Below are 20,004 nucleotides of genomic sequence, written 5' to 3'. Positions count from 1 at the left end.
CTGTCATGTCTCTGTCATAGCGGTCCCGCAAAACCCCTCTGTTCGATCTTTTTGGACATTGGGGGTTTCCATGACAGTTTCATCCCGCAAGGCAGCGCTCGCTGCCGTGCTTCTCGCATCCGTGGCCTTCCCGGCTGCGGCCGAGCCGGTTTTCAACCGCATCGCCTCTTTCCCGGTCGCTCAGAACCTGCCTGGTGACAAGGACAAGCTGTCGCCGACATCCGCAGAAATAATCACCGCGACCGACGACGGCAACACCCTGATCTATAGCGACAGCCCGTTCGGTGCGATCGGCTTCATCGACATCACCGACGCCAGGGTTCCAAGGGCCGGCGGCGCGCTGATGATGGATGGCGAGCCGACATCGGTCACCTCGAGTGCCGGCAAGGCGCTGGTTGCCGTCAATACCTCCGAAAGCAAGGCCAGGCCCTCCGGCCGCCTCGCAATCGTCGACGTAGCGACAAAGAAGATCGAGAACACCTGCGATCTCGGCGGCCAGCCGGATTCCATCGCCCTCAACAAGGACAAGACGCTCGGTGCCATCGCGATCGAAAACGAGCGCGACGAAGACGTCAATGACGGCAAGATCCCGCAGATGCCGGCCGGCGACCTCGCCGTTTTCCAGGTCAAGAACGGCACCGTCGATTGCGGCACCATCAGGCATGTGGCGCTGACCGGCCTTGGCGGTGTCGCCCCTGAAGACCCGGAGCCGGAATTCGTTGCCTTCAACGGGCAGAACGAGATTGCGCTGACGCTGCAGGAAAACAACGAGATCGTCATCATCGATGCCAACACGGCTCAGGTGAAGGCCCACTTCTCCGCCGGCAGCGTTGATCTCTCAGGCATCGACACCAAACGCGACGGCGCCCTGAAATTCTCGAGCGAATCGAAGGGCGTCCTGCGCGAGCCTGATGCCGTGAAGTGGCTGGACGACAACCGCCTCGTCATCGCCAATGAAGGCGATTACCAGGGCGGCTCGCGCGGCTTCACCATCTTCGACAAGGCGGGCAAGGTTCTCTATGAATCGGGCGCTTCCTTTGAACGCGCCGTCGCCCATATCGGCCATTACCCCGAAAGCCGTTCGGGATCGAAGGGCGTCGAGCCGGAAGGCCTTGAAGCTGCCAAGTTCGGCGACGACCAATATTTCTTCCTGCTTGCCGAGCGCGCCTCGGTCGTTGGCGTCTATAAGGATACCGGCGCCGACCCCGAACTCATGCAGCTTCTGCCGTCGGGCATTTCGCCGGAAGGCGGGGTCGCCATCCCGCAGCGTAACCTCTTTGCGACCGCCAATGAACTCGATCTCGGCAAGGACGGCGGGGTGCGCTCGCACGTAATGATCTATGAGCGTGCGGAAGGCGACCAAGCCTATCCGCAGATCGTCTCCGCCGACAAGGAAGGCACTCCGATCGGTTTAGCAGCGCTTTCGGGTCTCGCCGCCGTTCCCGGCAAACCGGGCATGCTCTACGCCGTCAGCGACAGCGCTCTGGGCTCGCAGCCGACGATCTACACGATCGACGCAACCAAGAAGCCGGCCGTCATCATCGACGCGCTCGTCGTCAAGCGTGACGGCGCTCCAGCCCAGAAGCTCGACATCGAAGGCATCGCGGCGGCGGCCGACGGCTCCTTCTGGCTTGCCTCGGAAGGAAACAGCGAACGCCTCGTCCCGCAGGCCCTCTACAACGTCAATGCCAAGGGCGACATCAAGGCCGAGATCGCCCTGCCTAGGGACCTCGCCGCCAACGAGATCCGCTACGGCTTCGAGGGTGTGACCATTGTCGGCACCGGCGACGATGCCACGCTCTGGATGGCCGTCCAGCGCGAGTGGGGTGACGACGAGAAGGGCTTCGTCAAGCTCGTCTCATACAATCCGAAGAAGAAGGAATGGGGCGCCGTGCGCTATCCGCTCGACAAGACGGAAAGCGGCTGGGTCGGCCTGTCTGAGATCTCCGCCCACGGCGATAGCGTTTACATCATCGAGCGCGACAACCTCGTCGGCGACGCCGCCAGGCTGAAGAAGCTTTACAAGGTGGCGATCTCGGAACTGAAGCCGGCCAAGCTCGGGGGCGAACTGCCGGTCGTGAAGAAGATCGAAGCGCACGATTTCCTCGGCGAACTGAAGACGGCGACCAACGGCTATGTGCTCGACAAGCTCGAAGGCTTCACCTTCGACGCATCGGGCAAGCCTTACGCTGTCACCGATAATGACGGTGTGAGCGACTCGTCCGGGGAAACCCTGTTCTTCCCGGTCAACCTGACCGCCACGAACTGAGTTCGCGTTCCCATCGAACTTAAAGGCCGGGTTTTGCTCCCGGCCTTTTTCTTTTGGCCGATTCGCCCCTGAACGGCCGATGGCCTACGTCATGAATTTGGGCAAGGCAGCCGCCAATGCGTCGACCGCAAGACGAGTCCTGAGCGGCAGGTGCGATGTCTGCAGCCACAGCGCATGACAATCATACGGGAATTCCGGCTCGTCCGGCAGGACCACCACCAGCATCCCTGCCTGCACACGGTCCCGGATAAGCCAGGAGGGCAGCCAGGCGAGCCCCATGCCTGCCGTTGCCGCATCGGCAATGGCATCGAGATCATCGAGCCTCAAACGGCTCTTGGGCCTGATTTCAATCGGTGGCTCGCCGCCGCGTGGAAAAAGCCACGGACGGAACCGGGCGGAGCGGGCATAGACGATAGCATCGTGCCCGCCGAGATCCTTGAGCTGTTCAGGCCTGCCGTGGTCATCGAGATAGGCCGGCGAGGCGCAGACCACCATGCGCTGGCGCGCGACACGGCGCGCAATGACGCCCAATCTATCCTCCAACTCGCCGGTGCGGATCGCGAGATCGTAGCCGCCCTCCGCGAGGTCGACGACAGGATCGCTGAGCGATAGATCAAGTTCGAGATTCGGATGCCGCTGAGCGAGTTCGATTAGGATCGGGACCACGCAGCGCCGACCGAAATGAACGGGCATAGTGACGCGCAGCCTTCCGCAGGGTTCGGAAAGATGGTCGACTGCAAGCGCATCCGCAGCCTCGGTCTCCGCAAGGATCATCCGGCAGCGCTCGTAATAGGCGCGTCCGAATTCCGTCGGGCTCTGGCGCCGCGTCGTCCGGTTGATGAGGCTCACACCCAGGCGCTCCTCGAGAAAGCGGATATGCTTGCCGACCATCGGTCCGGACAGGCCAAGAGCCGCGGCGGCCGCTGCGAATGAGCCCAGATCGACGGCCTTCACGAAGACGGCCATGCTGGTGAGACGATCCATATTGCAAACTCTTGGTTTCTTCTGTCTTACCTCCGGGCCAATTTATCTTCTGGAGGCGGCTTGGCATAGATCATTCGGTTCAATCATTTTGGAGTTGATATCGAATGCCACGCGTAATCCGCTTTCATGAGCTTGGCGGCCCCGAGGTTCTCCGCATCGAAGATGTAGTGATTCCCGCGCCCCAGCCGGGGTTGGTTCAGATCCGTGTCAAGGCGCTGGGCATCAATCGCGCTGAAGCTTTGTTGCGGTCAGGCGCCTATATCGAAACCGCGCCGCTGCCTTCTGGCCTCGGCCTCGAAGCGGCCGGTATCGTCGAGGCGGTGGGCGAGGGTGTGGATGGTTTTGTGCCGGGCGACCGTGTTAGCATCATCCCGCCCATCTCCATGGTCCAGTGGCCGGCTTATGGGGAACTCATAAATTTTCCCGCCGAATTTGTCGTCAGGCATCCGCCGACGCTGTCCTGGGAGGCGGCCGCTGCCGTCTGGATGCCGTTTTTGACGGCCTACGGCGCACTCATCGACACTGCCGGGTTGAGCAAAGGTGATTTCGTCGCCGTTACCGCGGCCTCGAGCAGCGTGGGTCTTGCTGCGATCCAGATTGCCAACAAGGTCGGTGCGATGCCGATTGCGATTACCAGGACCTCCCGCAAGCGTAAGGCATTGCACGATGCCGGTGCTGCGCATGTCCTCGCTTCACAGGAGGAAGATCTGGAAATGAAGCTGAAGGCCGTCGCCGGCCGGGATGGCGTTCGGGTCGTCTTCGATGCTGTCGCCGGCCCCATTTTCGAACCGCTGAGCGCGGCAATGTCATCGGGCGGCATTTTCATCGAATATGGCGGATTGAACCAGGAGCCGACGCCGTTTCCGCTCCCTGCGGTGCTCGGCAAAGGCCTGACGCTACGCGGTTATCTCGTCCATGAGATTCTCCGCGACCCGGCACGGCTGCAGGCTGCAAAGACCTTTATCTACGAAGGGCTCGCGTCCGGCGCCCTGGAACCTGTCATATCAAGGACATTCCCTTTCGAACAGATCGTCGAAGCGCACCGCTTCTTGGAATCGAACGAGCAGTTCGGCAAGATTGTCGTGACGGTCTGATCCGGTCCTTCTTGGGATGATGTCTCAGGCCCGGCCAAGTGGCCGGGCGGGCTAGAACGGCCCGTCAGAGCTTACCAGCGCTGATGCACATGCGGTGCGATCAGCCGCTCGTAGATTTCACGCGTCGCCGCCATGACATCGGCCGAAAGCGGCGCGAGGTCGGCGGCGGCCGCGTTTGCCTTGGCCTGTTCGGCATTGCGGGCGCCGGGGATGACGACGGTGACCGCTTCAGCCATCAGGACCCAACGCAGCGCGAAGCCAGCCATAGTGGCGCCGGCAGGCACCAGCTTGCGCACTTCCTCGACCGCCTGCAGTCCGACCTCGAAGGGAACGCCTGCAAAAGTCTCGCCGACATCGAAGGCCTCACCATGGCGATTGAAATTGCGGTGGTCGTCGCTGGCGAAATGTGTAAGCCGGGTGATCTTGCCGGAGAGAAGGCCGCTTGCCAGCGGCACGCGGGCGATGATCGCCACGTTCCTGCGGCGTGCTTCCTGGAAAAACAGATGGGCGGGGCGCTGGCGGAAGATATTGTAGATGATCTGAATACTGACGACGCCGGGATATTCGATCGCCTTCAGCCCGTCCTCGACCTTTTCGACGCTGACGCCATAGCCCTTGATCTTGCCGGCCTTCTGCAGCGTGTCCAGGCTCTCGAAGACCTCAGGCTGGTAAAGCACCTCGCGCGGCGGGCAGTGCAACTGCACGAGGTCGAGACAGTCAACCGCAAGATTCTCCAGGCTGCGATCGATAAAGCCCTCGAGATTGGCCCTGGTATAGCCTTCCGCGACATGCGGGGTGAGGCGGCGGCCTGCCTTGGTCGCGACCATCGGGCGCTCGCCGCCGCGTGCCTTCAAGACATCGGCAATGATCTTTTCCGAGCGGCCGTCGCCGTAAACATCCGCCGTGTCGATGAACGTCATGCCGGCATCGAGCGCGGCATTCAGCGCCGCGCGCCCATCCGCCTCGCTGATATCGCCCCAGGAGCCGCCGATCTGCCAGGCGCCGAAGCCGACATTGGTGACGGTGAAGGGCGTGCGGCCAAAAGCATGGTGTTTCATGAACATCTCCCCAGGTTATGAAAGGCACTCGCCTATCAGGCGGGCAACTGTGCGGCAATTGCCAATCCGGCCTTGATCGGTCGCCTCGATCAAATATCGTCCGGAGACAAGGCTTCAACCGCAATGGACGGAAAGGAACGATCATGGAGATTAAACCCGCTGGCTCTCGCCCTTCAACGAAACCGCCGGCCGACTACTTTACCGGCAATGTTCGCCAGGATCCGCTGATCGAGCCGCCGGCGCCGGCCCGGGTGAGGGCAACCTCCGTCACCTTCGAACCGGGCGCCCGCACGGCTTGGCACACGCATCCGCTCGGCCAGACGCTGGTCGTCACCTCAGGCAAGGGCCTCGCCCAGAGCTGGGGCGAGGAGATTCGCGAAATCCGCGCCGGCGACACCGTCTGGTTTGCGCCGCGCGAAAAACACTGGCACGGCGCCGGCCCGGACACGGCAATGACGCACATCGCTATCCACGAGGCATTGGACGGCAGTCATGTCGACTGGATGGAAAAGGTCAGCGACGATCAATATTCCGGCAAGGCGTAAAGCATGTCTCGCAAAAGTGTGCAGCGGTTTTGCGATAAAGACATGCGCAAAAAAGACTAAAGCGCGGGCCAAGCGAATCTGAAGATCGCGCCGCGCTTTAGACGGATCAGAGGCGCTTCAGGCAATAGGAAAAATGCGCGTGTGATTCGACCGTCAGGAATTCGAATTGCCAGCCATAATCCTTGCAGAATTTGGTAACCGCCTCGACGACACCGTAGACGATCGGTTTGACCGTGTTGCCGGTGCAGAAATCATGACCGGCAATGCGTCCTGTCCGCTTCACCTTCTTCTCGCAGAGCAAGAGCTCCTGCCAGGTGAGCTCGAACGAATGGTCGGTGTCGATATAGGCCCAGTCGAGGAAGTCATCCGCGAATTCGGCGAGCTTGTCGAGCGATGTGCCTTGCATCAGGTGCAGCCGGCCGGCGCCGATCTCGGCTGCGAAATTCGTGTGAATCGCGTCGAGCCCGGAGCTGTAGCGATCCATCGACCAGGGATCGATGAGATAAAGCTGGGCGGGGCGATTCTTTTCCAGGATCTCCGCCGTATATTCGCCGAAGGCTGCACCCACTTCGACGCCGATGCCGCCATTCGGGATCCGGTAGAGCAGTTCGCCGCGATCCGGCAGCAGCCGGGCGTTTTCCATATGATGGGCGCTGAGCGGGGTGCGCGGCATGCTCGCCCGCAGCGCCTGCCTTTCTTCACGTGTCTTCATCTCTGATCTCGGGATTGGGGCGGCTGACGGCCCTGGTGCGGTTCGAGGGAACGTAGGACCAGCCGACGCCGATGACAACGGCATGACAAGAATTTGCTTCTTTCGGACAAAGCGTTAAGTTTCGCCTGTGAATGACGAAAGAGCCCTGGGAGGAGCGACTTCATGAGACGGATGTGGCCCGAAGAGTTCAATGCCATCATTGCCGATGCCGAAGAAGTGATGCTGGAATCATCCGCAGAAGCAGGCGCCGGCGAGCCGCTGCACCGGAAGGCGCTGAAGGCGCGCATCGCCATGGAAGATTACGAGCGAATCTGGCCGCTCGCCGAGATGCGCTTCCGATTGGGCGAGGGGCCGTTCGCCGGCAAGGCCATCACGCTCATCACCACCAACCCTCATTATCATCCCTGGCATCCAAAGGATGGCGGCAGCGTCGAATCCGTCTCGGACAGCGGCCGCCACTACAAGACGGATTACCTCGTCGTGCATTTCCTGCTCGATGACGTAAGGGAAACCTCACCTGCCTGATCGGTTGCCCCGGGGTTGCCAACGGCGACGCCGGGGATGCTGACGCCGAGTTGATCTTCACCCTGATGACAATGACGGCGATATCGCTAAGCTCGCCGGACCGATCCTTGCCAATTGGAGGTTCCCATGATGGGCAATGTGCTGGATATTCCGGTCAAGACGGTGGATGGTCGACAGATCACACTGAACGAATACAAGGGCAGGGTGCTTCTGATCGTCAACGTCGCCTCGAAATGCGGACTCACGCCGCAATATGAGGGACTGGAAAGGCTCTATGGCGAAAAGCACGAGCGCGGCTTCGTCATCGCCGCTTTCCCCGCCAACGACTTCAAGGGCCAGGAACCCGGCACCGACGCCGAGATCTTCGATTTCTGCACCACCACCTACGACGTCACCTTCCCGATTTTTTCTAAGATTTCGGTCAAGGGCGAGGCCCAGCACCCGCTCTACCGGCAGCTGACCAAATCGGGCGTGAAGACGACGGGCGAGGGTCCGATGCGCGAACGCCTGAATGCCCACGGCATTTCAGGCGGCGACGAGGATGACATCCTCTGGAATTTCGAAAAATTCCTGATCGGCCGCGACGGCAAAGTCGCCGCCCGCTTTGCGCCCGATGCGACGGCGGATGATTCGCGGCTGGTTTCCGCGGTGGATCAAGAACTGGCGAAGGCATGATTTGCCAGGAGCCGAGCAGGATCTTCAGATCCCGAGCACGGTCACAAGCGGGGGCGTAAAGTCCTTGAAACCCAGTCTCGGCTGGTCGCATCTTCTGTCAAACTTCGTCTTCGATACGTGGCGCTGACAGTTCGGATTCGTTTTGAACGCGTATCCGGGCAGGCTGACATATGTGGCGCTTGGCGCGCCAAGGGCTATCGCGATGCACAGCGTCAATGCGGAGCTGAGAGCCCTCATGGCACACCTCCAGGTGTCATAAGCCTCCAAACGCGAAGACTTTCCGGGCGGCGATTCTCCCACTTTTGCCGGCCCCCATCCATTCGCCCAATAGGAGGTGGCCCGGCGGCCGGAGTAGTCCGTTTTGGCGGAACCTGGTTTCCAGACGGCGCCGCATTTGACCTGCCGGACAGCTATGCTGCGCCGGAACGTCTTGCCGAAGGCGCGTTCCCAGCCGGCAGCCTCTGCAGAGGCAGATAGCTGCGTGAGCCAATCAGCGGCAGATGAGACTGCGGTTGTTGACATCACTCTTTGAAACTTGAGGGGAAGAATGGTGGGCGATGAGAGACTCGAACTCCCGACATCCTCGGTGTAAACGAGGCGCTCTACCAACTGAGCTAATCGCCCATCGCTGGCGAAGCCGATCGGCCTGCTGCGTTGGTGGCCGTCATCTATGCGGATCACGGCAAAACCGCAAGAGTGTTTGTGAAGAATTTTTGATTTTTTTGGCGGTCGTCTGCTGGTCTGCGCTGCCGATCAGGCGCAGTCGGCCTGTGGATAAAGGGGGGGCGGCGGATTTATCCATTTTGCCTGCGCCGCCGGCTCCCATCGTGCCTCGCTGCGGCTGCGGAGGTTGGAATTGCCGGCTTTCCGTTCTGCCTGCAGCGGCTTTACCGAAACAATTCAGCGACTGTCATGGTTTTGTCTCCAAACCTGCTTGACACTAAAAGGCGAACCCCGTAGTTAGCCGCTCATCGAAACGGCCAGCCGTTTTGGTGAGGGTGCGAAGGCATCCGGATTGCTTGAAATGAAGTGCGGGTGTAGCTCAGTCGGTTAGAGTGCCGGCCTGTCACGCCGGAGGTCGCGGGTTCGAGCCCCGTCACTCGCGCCATTTCAAAGCAGGCGTTCAGGCGCCGCCGTCCGGCTCTTCCGTCCGTCATGCGCGGGTGTAGCTCAGTCGGTTAGAGTGCCGGCCTGTCACGCCGGAGGTCGCGGGTTCGAGCCCCGTCACTCGCGCCATTCTCCTCCGAAAGCCATGCAGTTTCCAGGGGTCAGGCATGCAGCTTGAATCGACTTCTGCGGATTTGTCGCGACATCGTTGCATCTGCTTGATAATGTCCGCGCGCGACGCGTCGAATTGCCGCCGTAAAAGTCTTGCGCCGGGGCGTCGGCTGCGCTAACCACGGCTTGTTGCAACGCACGTTCGCTTGTCGGGCAATTGCCCAAAAGCGCCGTCTGGCGCCTCCGACAAGCAAGGATGAACATGATGACTGAACTGCTCAGTTCCTATATTCCGATCGCTATCTTCATCGCCATTGCGCTCGTTATCGGCCTGGCGCTGCTCATTGCGCCGTTCGCCGTGGCTTTCAAAGCGCCAGATTCGGAAAAGCTCTCGGCTTACGAATGCGGTTTCAACGCCTTTGACGACGCCCGCATGAAGTTCGACATCCGCTTCTATCTCGTGTCGATCCTCTTCATCATCTTCGACCTCGAGGTCGCCTTCCTCTTCCCCTGGGCCGTTTCTTTCGGCGCCATCGGCTGGTTCGGCTTCTGGTCCATGATGGTCTTCCTCCTCGTGCTGACCATCGGCTTTATCTATGAATGGAAAAAGGGAGCCCTGGAATGGGAGTGACCCCTGTGAGCAACCAGTCGCTCGTCGCGCCGCAGCCGAAGGGGATCATCGATCCGTCGACCGGCAAGCCGATCGGGAGCAACGACGCATTTTTTGGCGAGATCAACAACGAACTCGCCGACAAGGGTTTCCTCGTCACTTCGACGGACGAGCTGATCAACTGGGCCCGTACCGGCTCGCTGATGTGGATGACCTTTGGTCTTGCCTGCTGCGCCGTCGAAATGATGCAGCTCTCCATGCCGCGTTATGACGTCGAGCGCTTTGGTTTTGCGCCGCGCGCTTCGCCGCGCCAGTCCGACGTGATGATCGTCGCCGGCACGTTGACCAACAAGATGGCGCCGGCGCTCCGCAAGGTCTACGACCAGATGCCCGAGCCACGCTACGTCATCTCGATGGGCTCCTGCGCCAATGGCGGCGGCTACTATCACTATTCCTATTCCGTGGTGCGCGGCTGCGACCGCGTCGTGCCGATCGACATCTACGTGCCGGGCTGTCCCCCCACGGCCGAAGCGCTGCTCTACGGCGTGCTTCTGCTGCAGAAGAAGATCCGGCGCACCGGCACGATCGAACGCTAAGGGTTAAGGACAAGGCATATGAGTGAAGCCCTGACTGAGCTTGCCTCCTATCTTGGCGAAGCGCGCGGCAACCTGATCGCCGCATCGCAGTTGAAGTATGGCGAGCTGACGCTGACGGCGACGGGTGAAAACCTGATCGCGCTCCTGACCTTCCTGCGTGACGACGCCAAATGCGGATTCGTCAACCTGATCGATATTTGCGGCGTCGACTGGCCGCAGCGCGAGCTGCGCTTCGACGTCGTCTATCATCTGCTGTCGCCGAAGAAGAACCTGCGCATCCGCGTCAAGGTCGCGACCGACGAGGATACGCCGGTCCCATCGGCCTGTGCGGTTCATCCCGGCGCCGATTGGTTCGAACGCGAAACCTGGGATATGTACGGCGTCCTGTTCACCGGCCATCCGGATCTGCGCCGCATCCTGACTGATTACGGTTTCGAAGGGCATCCTTTGCGCAAGGACTTTCCGACGACCGGTTTCGTCGAAGTTCGCTACGATGACGCAGCGAAGCGCGTCGTCTATGAGCCGGTGGAACTGAAACAGGAATTCCGCAACTTCGACTTCATGTCGCCATGGGAAGGCACCGAATACGTGCTGCCGGGTGATGAGAAGGCGAAACAGTAGTTCTAGGCAGAAGCCAATAGGCAGTAGGCAATAGTGATAAGGGAGAATGGCAACGGCGATTAATTCCTATCAGGATCTTCCGGTGTGGCAGCGCTCCATGGATCTTGCAGTTGAATGTTACGGCCTGACCAAGGGATTTCCCAAAGAGGAAGTTTATGGCCTTACCTCCCAGGTAAGACGTTCGGCAGCGTCCATCGCGGCAAACATAGCGGAAGGTTACGGGCGCGAGGCAACGGGTGCATATGTTCACCATTTGAAAATCGCCCAAGGATCCCTGAAGGAATTGGAGACGCATCTGATACTCTCGGCGCGAGTAGGAATAGCCACGGTCTCGCAGACCCAGTCGGCGCTTTCCTTGATTGCGGAGATAGGGAAGATGCTGCGGTCGCTTATTCGCCGCCTGCAAGATGGACAGAACGAACGTGAGAACTAACCACTACACTATTGCCTATTGCCCACTGGCTAATGCCTGCAATAGCGGAGCGCCTAGCAAATGACCGAACATAACGTCCGCAACTTCAACATCAATTTCGGACCGCAGCATCCGGCGGCGCACGGCGTTCTTCGTCTTGTCCTGGAGCTTGACGGCGAAATTGTGGAGCGGGTCGATCCGCATATCGGCCTGCTGCATCGCGGCACCGAGAAGCTGATCGAGACCAAGACCTATCTGCAGGCGGTGCCCTATTTCGATCGCCTCGACTATGTCGCGCCGATGAACCAGGAGCATGCCTATGCCATGGCCGTCGAAAAGCTGCTCGGCATCGAGATCCCGATCCGCGGCCAGCTGATCCGCGTTCTCTATTCGGAAATCGGCCGCATCCTCTCGCATCTTCTGAACGTCACGACGCAGGCGATGGACGTCGGCGCGTTGACGCCGCCGCTCTGGGGCTTTGAAGAGCGCGAAAAGCTGATGGTGTTCTATGAACGGGCCAGCGGCTCGCGCATGCACGCTGCCTATTTCCGTCCGGGCGGCGTCCACCAGGATCTGCCGGAAAAGCTCGTGCAGGACATCGGCGACTGGTGCGATCCGTTCCTCAAGGCGCTCGATGACATCGACGATCTTTTGACCGGCAACCGCATCTTCAAGCAGCGCAACGTCGATATCGGCGTCGTCTCGTTGGAAGATTGCTGGGCCTGGGGCTTCTCCGGCGTCATGGTGCGCGGTTCGGGTGCTGCCTGGGATCTGCGTCGCGCCCAGCCTTACGAATGTTATTCCGATCTCGAATTCGACATCCCGATCGGCAAGAACGGCGACAATTATGACCGCTACCTCATCCGCATGATCGAGATGCGCCAATCGGTCCGCATCATGAAGCAGTGCGTCAATCGCCTCCTCTCGGATGCGAAGACCGGTCCTTTCTCGTCGATCGACGGCAAGGTCGTTCCGCCGAAGCGCGGCGAGATGAAGCGTTCGATGGAAGCGCTGATCCACCACTTCAAGCTCTATACCGAAGGCTATCATGTGCCGGCCGGTGAAGTTTACGCCGCGGTCGAAGCGCCGAAGGGCGAGTTCGGCGTCTATCTCGTCTCCGACGGCTCGAACAAGCCGTATCGCTGCAAGATCCGCGCTCCGGGTTACGCCCACCTGCAGGCGATGGACTTCATGTGTCGCGGCCACCAGCTTGCCGACGTCGCTGCTGTCCTTGGCTCGCTCGATATCGTCTTCGGCGAGGTGGACCGCTGATGCAGCTTCTGCCGCTGGCCGTCGCAATTCTTCTCTCGGCGTCCGGGGTTTCGGCTCAGGAGGCTGACACCCTCGGCACGCCGCTGGGTCATAAGGAAGTGACGCCGCCGGGGCAGCAATCGTCCATGGGCGAGCTTTTGTCCAAGGGCTATCAGATCAAGGCCGCCATCCCGAATGGCAGCAAATTCGTCGTATTTATGCAGAAAGACCAGTCGGCCTATGCCTGCGAAATGCAGTCTTTGACCGCTTCGCGGTGTGGAACCCTAAACTGACAAGGCGTGAGGAAGAATGTCCGTTCGTCGATTAGCCGAAGATCAATTTCAGCCTGCCGCATTCGCTTTCAGCGATGAAAATGCGGTCTGGGCGGACAAGACGATCCAGAAATACCCCGCCGGCCGCCAGCAGTCGGCGGTCATTCCGCTGCTGATGCGGGCGCAGGAACAGGACGGCTGGGTCACGCGCGCGGCGATCGAAAAGATCGCCGACATGCTCGACATGGCCTATATCAGAGTGCTCGAGGTCGCGACCTTCTATACGCAGTTCCAGTTACATCCTGTCGGCACGCGCGCCCATGTCCAGGTCTGCGGCACGACGCCCTGCATGCTGCGCGGCTCGGAAGCGCTGATGTCGGTCTGCAAGAGCAAGATCCACGCGCACCCTTTCGAGCGCAATGCCGAAGGCACGCTCTCCTGGGAAGAAGTCGAATGTCTTGGCGCCTGCGTCAACGCCCCGATGGTGATGATCGGCAAGGACACGTACGAAGACCTGACGCCGGAGCGCCTCGAAGAGATCATCGACACCTTTGCCGCCGGCAATGGCGCGAGCATCAAGCCGGGCACCCAGATCGACCGGATATTCTCAGCACCTGAAGGCGGCCTGACCTCGCTGACGACGGAAGAGCCGAAGGCAAGGACACGCGCCAAGAAGGCCGATACCGAAACCGTGTCGGCGCCGGTCGACGGCGCGCCGGTCCCGCCCTCCGAGGCTGGCCGCCCAAAGAGCACCGATGCCGAGACCAATGCCGCCTTGAAGACGCCGGCGACGGCGCCGAAGGCAGCAGCGAAGAATGCCAAGGCAGCCGCGCAGCAGCCGGTTTCCGGCACGGCGCCTGCCGAGCCGGCGCTTGCTGCGGCCAAGGCCGAAACCGCTCCAGCGGCCAAGCCCAGCCTGACCGACAAGAACCGTCCAGCCGGCATCGAAAAGCCCGCCGCACCGGATGACCTGAAGATGATCTCCGGCGTCGGTCCGAAGATCGAGGCGACATTGAATGAAATCGGCATCTTCACCTTCTCGCAGGTCGCAGGCTGGAAGAAGGCCGAGCGCGAATGGGTCGATGGCTACCTGAATTTCCGCGGCCGCATCGAGCGTGACGACTGGGTCAAGCAGGCCAAGGCGCTCGCCAAGGGCGGCGAAGCGGAATATATCAAGGTCTTCGGCAAGAAGCCGCGGTAAGAGGTGAAGCATGTTACAAGATAAAGACCGCATCTTTACCAACATCTACGGCCTCAAGGACAAGTCCCTGAAGGGCGCGATGAGCCGCGGCCACTGGGATGGCACCAAGCAGATCCTCGAAAAGGGCCGCGATTGGATCATCAACGAGATGAAGGCCTCCGGCCTTCGCGGCCGCGGCGGCGCCGGCTTCCCCACGGGTCTCAAATGGTCCTTCATGCCGAAGGAAAGCGACGGCCGCCCGCATTACCTCGTCGTCAATGCCGACGAATCGGAGCCCGGCACCTGCAAGGACCGCGATATCATGCGCCACGATCCGCACACGCTGATCGAAGGCTGCGTCGTCGCGAGCTTCGCCATGGGCGCCAATACCGCTTATATCTATGTGCGCGGCGAATATATCCGCGAGCGTGAAGCGCTACAGGCGGCAATCGACGAATGTTATGATTACGGCCTGCTTGGCAAGAACAACAAGCTCGGCTGGGACATGGACATCTTTGTCCATCACGGCGCCGGCGCCTATATCTGCGGTGAGGAAACCGCGCTGCTCGAGAGCCTGGAGGGCAAGAAGGGCCAGCCGCGGCTCAAGCCGCCGTTCCCCGCCAATATGGGTCTCTACGGCTGCCCGACGACCGTCAACAACGTCGAATCGATCGCTGTCGCGCCGACGATTCTGCGCCGCGGCGCTGGCTGGTTCTCGGCCATCGGTCGTCCGAACAATGTCGGCACCAAGCTGTTCATGCTCTCCGGCCACGTCAACAAGCCGTGCACCGTTGAAGAGGAAATGGGCATCACCTTCCGCGAACTGGTCGACCGCCACGCCGGCGGCATCCGCGGTGGCTGGGACAATCTGCTCGCCGTCATTCCGGGCGGTGCATCCTGCCCGATCGTTCCGGCCAAGGACATCATCGATTGCCCGATGGATTTTGACGGTCTGCGCGGCGTCGGTTCCTCCTTCGGCACGGCCGCCGCGATTGTCATGGACAAGTCCACGGACGTCATCAAGGCGATCGCCCGCATCTCCGCCTTCTTCAAGCATGAGAGCTGCGGCCAGTGCACGCCCTGCCGGGAAGGCACGGGCTGGATGTGGCGCGTGATGGAGCGCATGGCCAAGGGCAACGCCCAGAAGCGCGAAATCGACATGCTGTTTCAGGTGACCAAGCAGATCGAAGGCCACACCATCTGCGCGCTCGGCGACGCCGCCGCATGGCCGGTGCAGGGTCTGATCCGTAACTTCCGTCCCGAGATCGAAAAGCGCATCGACCAGTATACGGCGAGCGCGCTCGATCACGGCGCGGTTCTGGAGGCGGCTGAATAATCATGACCGACAAGGCATCCAAGAGTGGGAAGAAGGAAGAGACCGCCGATTTCGCGGCCGGCTTCGGCCGTCTTGCCGCCGAGATGCTGGAAAACGCACAGGCAATGCCGGTGCATCCGCTGATGGCACATCCTGCCGCAGCCTTTGCCGCCGCAACGGCTATTGGCTTCGGTTTCTCGACGCAGATGGCGGGAGCCTTTTTCGGGGCCTTCCAGAGTGCTCTGGAAACGACGGGCAAACTCGCCGCCGCCCTCGATGATACGCCGCCCGACGAACCGGCGCCCGCTGTCGATATCCGGTCGGAGAACATCCGCCCGGCCGTCAAGGCGTTCAGCAAGCCCGCGGCCGACAAGCCTGCCGCCGAAAGGAAGGCTGGGCCGAGGCTGAGAGTCGTCAAGCCGGCAAGCGAACCGACTCAGGCAAGCCAGCCGACGCCCAGCGTGAAGGTAAAACCGGCTCAGCGGGCTGCAAAGGCCGACGATCTCAAGCTGATCGCCGGCATCGGTCCGAAGCTGGAGCAGGTGTTGAACACCAAAGGCATTCGCGGCTTCGCCGAGATTGCCGCCTGGACCGACGAGGATATCGCCCGGCTTGACGCCGAGCTCGGCCTTAGCGGCCGCATCGCACGCGACGACTGGATCGGTCAGGCGAAGGTTCTGGCCGGGCGGGGCCGCAGAAGGAAATGAGCTGTCCGGCCGCGCAAACCGGCCGGAAATAGGGCGGATCAGCGAAGGGGCGGAGGGCCCACGCTGCAGATGCCGGTGCGGGTTCCGCGTCTGGAACGCGCGACAGACAATTTGGGCGACATCGGCTGCCAGCAGGACGAAAGATCCGGCTCGGCAAAGAGAATGTTGCAAAACAGGTTTGTTTGCCGTCATCAGGCAAACGGGAAACAGGACTGAGCGACGATGGCAAAACTGAAGATTGACGGCAACGAGATCGAAGTTCCGGATCATTTCACGCTATTGCAGGCGTGTGAGGATGCCGGCGCTGAAGTTCCGCGCTTCTGCTTCCACGAGCGCCTGTCGGTTGCCGGCAACTGCCGCATGTGCCTTGTCGAGGTGAAGGGCGGACCGCCGAAGCCGCAGGCTTCCTGCGCCATGAGCGTGCGCGACATCCGCGGCGGCCCGAATGGCGAACTGCCCGAGGTCTTCACCAACACGCCGATGGTCAAGAAGGCCCGTGAAGGCGTGATGGAGTTCCTGCTGATCAACCATCCGCTCGACTGCCCGATCTGCGACCAGGGCGGCGAATGCGACCTGCAGGATCAGGCGATGGCATTCGGCATCGACACCTCGCGCTACCAGGAAGACAAGCGCGCTGTCGAGGACAAGTATATCGGCCCGCTCGTCAAGACGGTGATGAACCGCTGCATCCATTGCACGCGCTGCGTCCGCTTCACCACCGAGGTTGCCGGCATTTCCGAACTCGGCCTGATCGGTCGCGGCGAGGATGCCGAGATCACCACCTATCTCGAACAGGCGATGACCTCCGAACTGCAGGGCAACGTCGTCGACCTCTGCCCGGTCGGCGCGCTCACCTCCAAGCCCTTCGCCTTCACCGCCCGCCCCTGGGAATTGAACAAGACCGAGTCGATCGACGTCATGGATGCCGTCGGTTCGGCGATCCGCGTCGACACCCGTGGCCGTGAAGTCATGCGCATCCTGCCGCGCGTCAACGAGGTGATCAACGAGGAGTGGATTTCCGACAAGAGCCGCTTCATCTGGGACGGTTTGAAGACGCAGCGCCTCGACCGGCCTTACGTCCGCCGCGACGGCCGCCTGCAGCCGGCCAGCTGGGCCGAGGCCTTCGGCGCCATCAAGGCTGCTGTCAGCGCCACTTCAGGCGAAAAGATCGGCGCGATCGCTGGCGATCTCGCTTCCGTCGAGGAAATGTATGCGCTCTCCGAGCTGGTCAAGGCGCTGGGATCGGCTAATCTCGACTGTCGCCAGGATGGGACGGCACTCGATCCGTCGCTCGGCCGTGCAAGCTACCTCTTCAACCCGACGATTGCGGGCATCGACCAGGCCGACGCGCTGCTGATCATCGGCGCCAATCCGCGTTTCGAGGCGGCTATTCTCAACGCCCGCATCCGCAAGCGCTGGCGTCGCGGCAAGTTCCCGATCGGCGTGATCGGCGAGCCCAGTGAACTGCGTTACAGCTATGACTATCTCGGCGGCGGACCCGACACGCTCAAGGATCTGGTCGATGGCGGCCATGCCTTCGCGAACGTCCTGAAGAACGCCGCCAAGCCGATGATCATCATCGGCCAGGGCGCGCTGTCGCGCAGCGATGGCGCCGGTGTTCTCGCAAGTGCCGCCAAGCTTGCCGGTTCGGTCGGTGCGGTTGTCGAAGGCTGGAACGGCTTCGCCGTCCTCCACACCGCTGCCTCGCGTGTCGGCGGCCTTGATCTCGGCTTCGTGCCGGGTGCTGCGGGCGTCAATGCCGCTGAAATGCTGCAGTCGATGGAGGTGCTCTTCCTGCTCGGCGCCGATGAACTCGACTTCACCGCCAAGAAGGCCAAGCTCACCGTCTATATCGGCTCGCATGGCGATAACGGCGCGCACCATGCCGACGTCATCCTGCCGGCCGCAGCCTATACCGAAAAGTCCGGCACCTGGGTCAACACCGAAGGCCGCGTCCAGATGGGCAATCGCGCAGGCTTTGCGCCGGGCGATGCCCGTGAGGATTGGGCGATCATCCGTGCGCTGTCCGACGTGCTCGGCAAGAAGCTTCCCTTCGATTCACTGAGTGAGTTGCGCGGCCGGCTCTATGCCGCTTTCCCGCATTTCGCCGCCATCGACGAGATCGCCGAAACTGATAGCGCCCAAATTGCCGCAGTCGCGAAAAAAGCCGGCAAGATGAACAAGTCAGGGTTTGCGTCGCCGGTCAAAGACTTCTATTTGACGAACCCGATAGCGCGCGCCTCGGCTGTCATGGCCGAGTGCTCGGCATTGGCCCGCAACAACTTCAAAGTCGCGGCAGAGTAAGGGCAGGAACTCATGGATTCTTTCTTCTCAACCTATGTCTGGCCGGGGATCATCATGATCGGTCAGTCGCTGCTGCTTCTCGTCTGCCTGCTCGTCTTCATCGCTTACGTGCTGCTTGCCGACCGCAAGATTTGGGCGGCCGTGCAGCTGCGCCGCGGCCCGAACGTTGTCGGTCCCTTCGGCCTGTTCCAGTCCTTCGCCGACCTTCTGAAGTTCGTGTTCAAGGAGCCCATCATTCCGGCCGGCGCCAACAAGGCGGTGTTCCTGCTGGCCCCGCTGGTGACCGTGCTGTTGGCGCTGTCCACCTGGGCGGTGGTGCCGCTCGCTGATGGCTGGGTGATCGCCAACATCAATGTCGGCATTCTCTATATCTTCGCGATCTCCTCGCTTGAAGTCTACGGGATCATCATGGGCGGCTGGGCTTCGAATTCGAAGTATCCCTTCCTCGGCGCGCTGCGCTCGGCCGCACAGATGGTGTCCTATGAAGTCTCGATCGGCTTCGTCATCGTCACCGTTCTGCTCTGCGTCGGCTCGCTCAACCTGACCGACATCGTCAATGCGCAGCATACCGGCCTCGGCACCATGCTCGGCCTGCCGGCCTCGTTTCTCGACTGGCACTGGCTGTCGCTGTTCCCGATGTTCATCGTCTTCTTCATCTCGGCGCTCGCCGAGACGAACCGTCCGCCTTTCGACCTTCCGGAAGCCGAATCGGAACTCGTCGCCGGCTTCATGGTCGAGTACGGTTCCTCGCCATACATGATGTTCATGCTCGGCGAATATGCGGCCGTCTGCCTGATGTGCTCGCTGACGACGATCCTCTTCCTCGGCGGCTGGCTGCCTCCTGTCGATATCTGGATTCTCAATTGGGTCCCGGGCATTATCTGGTTCATGCTGAAGGCATGCTTCGTGTTCTTCATGTTCGCGATGGTCAAGGCCTTCGTCCCGCGCTACCGCTACGACCAGCTCATGCGCCTCGGCTGGAAGGTCTTCCTGCCGCTGTCGCTCGCCATGGTCATCATCGTTGCATTCGTGCTGAAACTGATGGGATGGGCGTAATGATCCCAGCTCTCGTTTCCGGCAAAATTGGAGGTTGAAGATGGCAAGCTTGTCCAGCTCCATCAACTCGCTGTTCCTCAAGGAATTCTTCGGCGCGTTCTTTCTGTCGATGCGCTATTTCTTCCGCCAGAAGGCGACCATCAACTATCCCTTCGAAAAGGGTCCGGTCTCCCCGCGCTTCCGCGGCGAGCATGCGCTGCGCCGTTATCCGAACGGCGAGGAACGCTGCATCGCCTGCAAGCTCTGCGAGGCGATCTGTCCAGCCCAGGCGATCACCATCGAGGCCGGTCCGCGCCGCAACGACGGCACGCGCCGCACCGTGCGCTACGACATCGACATGGTGAAGTGCATCTATTGCGGCTTCTGCCAGGAAGCCTGCCCCGTCGACGCGATCGTCGAAGGTCCGAATTTCGAATTTGCGACGGAAACCCGCGAAGAGCTCTATTTCGACAAGGCGCGCCTTCTCGATAACGGGGACCGGTGGGAGCGCGAAATCGCCCGCAACATCGCGATCGACTCGCCGTACCGCTGATTGAGATCTGAAACGCCGCGGTGGAGCTGCTCGCTCCTGTCACGGTCAATATGCACAGGAGCTTTGCC

Annotated in this window: 20 protein-coding genes and 3 tRNA genes; 19 read left to right on the top strand and 4 right to left on the bottom strand. The window is 61.2% G+C overall.

Annotated elements, in window-relative coordinates; translation table 11 throughout:
* The first annotated feature begins 70 nt into the window (after window positions 1–70).
* Entirely contained in the window at window positions 71–2,269 is a 2,199-nt protein-coding gene (locus J7U39_RS11450; RefSeq protein ID WP_210628304.1) for an esterase-like activity of phytase family protein, read from the top strand.
* Between the two features lie 84 nt (window positions 2,270–2,353).
* On the opposite strand, the gene J7U39_RS11445 is transcribed toward J7U39_RS11450, so the two are convergent.
* Window positions 2,354–3,253 (bottom strand): LysR family transcriptional regulator, encoded by a 900-nt coding sequence (locus J7U39_RS11445; protein WP_210628303.1) that lies wholly within the window; start codon window positions 3,251–3,253, stop codon window positions 2,354–2,356.
* Window positions 3,254–3,357: 104 nt separating this feature from the next.
* Between J7U39_RS11445 and J7U39_RS11440 the strand changes: the two genes are divergently transcribed.
* Complete coding sequence (locus tag J7U39_RS11440) at window positions 3,358–4,347, top strand: zinc-dependent alcohol dehydrogenase family protein (RefSeq protein ID WP_210628302.1); 990 nt, start codon at window positions 3,358–3,360, stop codon at window positions 4,345–4,347.
* Window positions 4,348–4,418: 71 nt separating this feature from the next.
* Here J7U39_RS11440 and J7U39_RS11435 read toward each other — a convergent pair whose 3' ends face one another.
* The gene (locus J7U39_RS11435) at window positions 4,419–5,405 is read right to left on the bottom strand and encodes an aldo/keto reductase (protein WP_210628301.1); all 987 of its coding nucleotides are present in this window, start codon (window positions 5,403–5,405) and stop codon (window positions 4,419–4,421) included.
* A 143-nt stretch (window positions 5,406–5,548) separates the two neighbouring features.
* Here J7U39_RS11435 and J7U39_RS11430 point away from each other — a divergent pair, with 143 nt between their 5' ends.
* A complete protein-coding gene (locus tag J7U39_RS11430; RefSeq protein ID WP_210628300.1) occupies window positions 5,549–5,950 on the top strand; it encodes a cupin domain-containing protein in 402 nt (133 codons plus the stop codon).
* Between the two features lie 106 nt (window positions 5,951–6,056).
* On the opposite strand, the gene J7U39_RS11425 is transcribed toward J7U39_RS11430, so the two are convergent.
* Complete coding sequence (locus J7U39_RS11425) at window positions 6,057–6,662, bottom strand: class I SAM-dependent methyltransferase (protein WP_210628299.1); 606 nt, start codon at window positions 6,660–6,662, stop codon at window positions 6,057–6,059.
* A gap of 162 nt (window positions 6,663–6,824) precedes the next feature.
* Between J7U39_RS11425 and J7U39_RS11420 the strand changes: the two genes are divergently transcribed.
* Entirely contained in the window at window positions 6,825–7,187 is a 363-nt protein-coding gene (locus J7U39_RS11420) for a hypothetical protein (RefSeq protein WP_210628298.1), read from the top strand.
* Between the two features lie 126 nt (window positions 7,188–7,313).
* Window positions 7,314–7,862 (top strand): glutathione peroxidase, encoded by a 549-nt coding sequence (locus J7U39_RS11415; protein ID WP_210628297.1) that lies wholly within the window; start codon window positions 7,314–7,316, stop codon window positions 7,860–7,862.
* Window positions 7,863–8,410: 548 nt separating this feature from the next.
* Here J7U39_RS11415 and J7U39_RS11410 read toward each other — a convergent pair.
* A tRNA-Val gene (locus J7U39_RS11410) sits at window positions 8,411–8,486 on the bottom strand.
* Window positions 8,487–8,893: 407 nt separating this feature from the next.
* Between J7U39_RS11410 and J7U39_RS11405 the strand changes: the two genes are divergently transcribed.
* The 14 genes from J7U39_RS11405 to nuoI all read left to right on the top strand — a co-directional run bounded on the left by J7U39_RS11405 (window position 8,894) and on the right by nuoI (window position 19,936).
* Window positions 8,894–8,970, top strand: a tRNA-Asp gene (locus tag J7U39_RS11405).
* A gap of 51 nt (window positions 8,971–9,021) precedes the next feature.
* Window positions 9,022–9,098, top strand: a tRNA-Asp gene (locus J7U39_RS11400).
* A 247-nt stretch (window positions 9,099–9,345) separates the two neighbouring features.
* The gene (locus J7U39_RS11395) at window positions 9,346–9,711 is read left to right on the top strand and encodes an NADH-quinone oxidoreductase subunit A (RefSeq protein WP_010055493.1); all 366 of its coding nucleotides are present in this window, start codon (window positions 9,346–9,348) and stop codon (window positions 9,709–9,711) included.
* A complete protein-coding gene (locus tag J7U39_RS11390) occupies window positions 9,702–10,286 on the top strand; it encodes an NADH-quinone oxidoreductase subunit B (protein WP_210628296.1) in 585 nt (194 codons plus the stop codon). The genes J7U39_RS11395 and J7U39_RS11390 overlap by 10 nt, the downstream gene beginning before the upstream one ends.
* Before the next feature lie 18 nt (window positions 10,287–10,304).
* Entirely contained in the window at window positions 10,305–10,907 is a 603-nt protein-coding gene (locus J7U39_RS11385; RefSeq protein WP_210628295.1) for an NADH-quinone oxidoreductase subunit C, read from the top strand.
* A 46-nt stretch (window positions 10,908–10,953) separates the two neighbouring features.
* A complete protein-coding gene (locus J7U39_RS11380) occupies window positions 10,954–11,340 on the top strand; it encodes a four helix bundle protein (protein ID WP_210628294.1) in 387 nt (128 codons plus the stop codon).
* A 60-nt stretch (window positions 11,341–11,400) separates the two neighbouring features.
* On the top strand, window positions 11,401–12,591 hold the full coding sequence (locus tag J7U39_RS11375) for an NADH-quinone oxidoreductase subunit D (protein WP_210628293.1): 1,191 nt from the start codon (window positions 11,401–11,403) through the stop codon (window positions 12,589–12,591).
* Entirely contained in the window at window positions 12,591–12,863 is a 273-nt protein-coding gene (locus J7U39_RS11370; RefSeq protein WP_210628292.1) for a hypothetical protein, read from the top strand. The genes J7U39_RS11375 and J7U39_RS11370 overlap by 1 nt, the downstream gene beginning before the upstream one ends.
* 16 nt (window positions 12,864–12,879) lie before the next feature.
* Window positions 12,880–14,043, top strand: a complete 1,164-nt coding sequence (locus J7U39_RS11365; RefSeq protein ID WP_210628291.1) for an NADH-quinone oxidoreductase subunit E — start codon at window positions 12,880–12,882, stop codon at window positions 14,041–14,043.
* 10 nt (window positions 14,044–14,053) lie between these two features.
* A complete protein-coding gene (nuoF, locus tag J7U39_RS11360; protein ID WP_210628290.1) occupies window positions 14,054–15,358 on the top strand; it encodes an NADH-quinone oxidoreductase subunit NuoF in 1,305 nt (434 codons plus the stop codon).
* Window positions 15,359–15,360: 2 nt separating this feature from the next.
* A complete protein-coding gene (locus tag J7U39_RS11355) occupies window positions 15,361–16,044 on the top strand; it encodes a 5' DNA nuclease (RefSeq protein ID WP_210628289.1) in 684 nt (227 codons plus the stop codon).
* A 222-nt stretch (window positions 16,045–16,266) separates the two neighbouring features.
* Window positions 16,267–18,348 (top strand): NADH-quinone oxidoreductase subunit NuoG, encoded by a 2,082-nt coding sequence (gene nuoG / locus J7U39_RS11350; protein ID WP_210628288.1) that lies wholly within the window; start codon window positions 16,267–16,269, stop codon window positions 18,346–18,348.
* 12 nt (window positions 18,349–18,360) lie between these two features.
* Window positions 18,361–19,404: an NADH-quinone oxidoreductase subunit NuoH gene (gene nuoH, locus J7U39_RS11345; RefSeq protein WP_210628287.1), complete on the top strand. Its 1,044-nt coding sequence runs from the start codon at window positions 18,361–18,363 to the stop codon at window positions 19,402–19,404.
* A gap of 40 nt (window positions 19,405–19,444) precedes the next feature.
* On the top strand, window positions 19,445–19,936 hold the full coding sequence (gene nuoI, locus J7U39_RS11340) for an NADH-quinone oxidoreductase subunit NuoI (protein ID WP_004680064.1): 492 nt from the start codon (window positions 19,445–19,447) through the stop codon (window positions 19,934–19,936).
* Window positions 19,937–20,004 lie beyond the last annotated feature (68 nt).

The organism is Rhizobium sp. NLR16a, from assembly GCF_017948245.1.
Lineage (GTDB): Bacteria > Pseudomonadota > Alphaproteobacteria > Rhizobiales > Rhizobiaceae > Rhizobium.
Note: the sequence above shows the minus strand (reverse complement) of the source record. Positions and strands in the feature narration are given on the sequence as shown.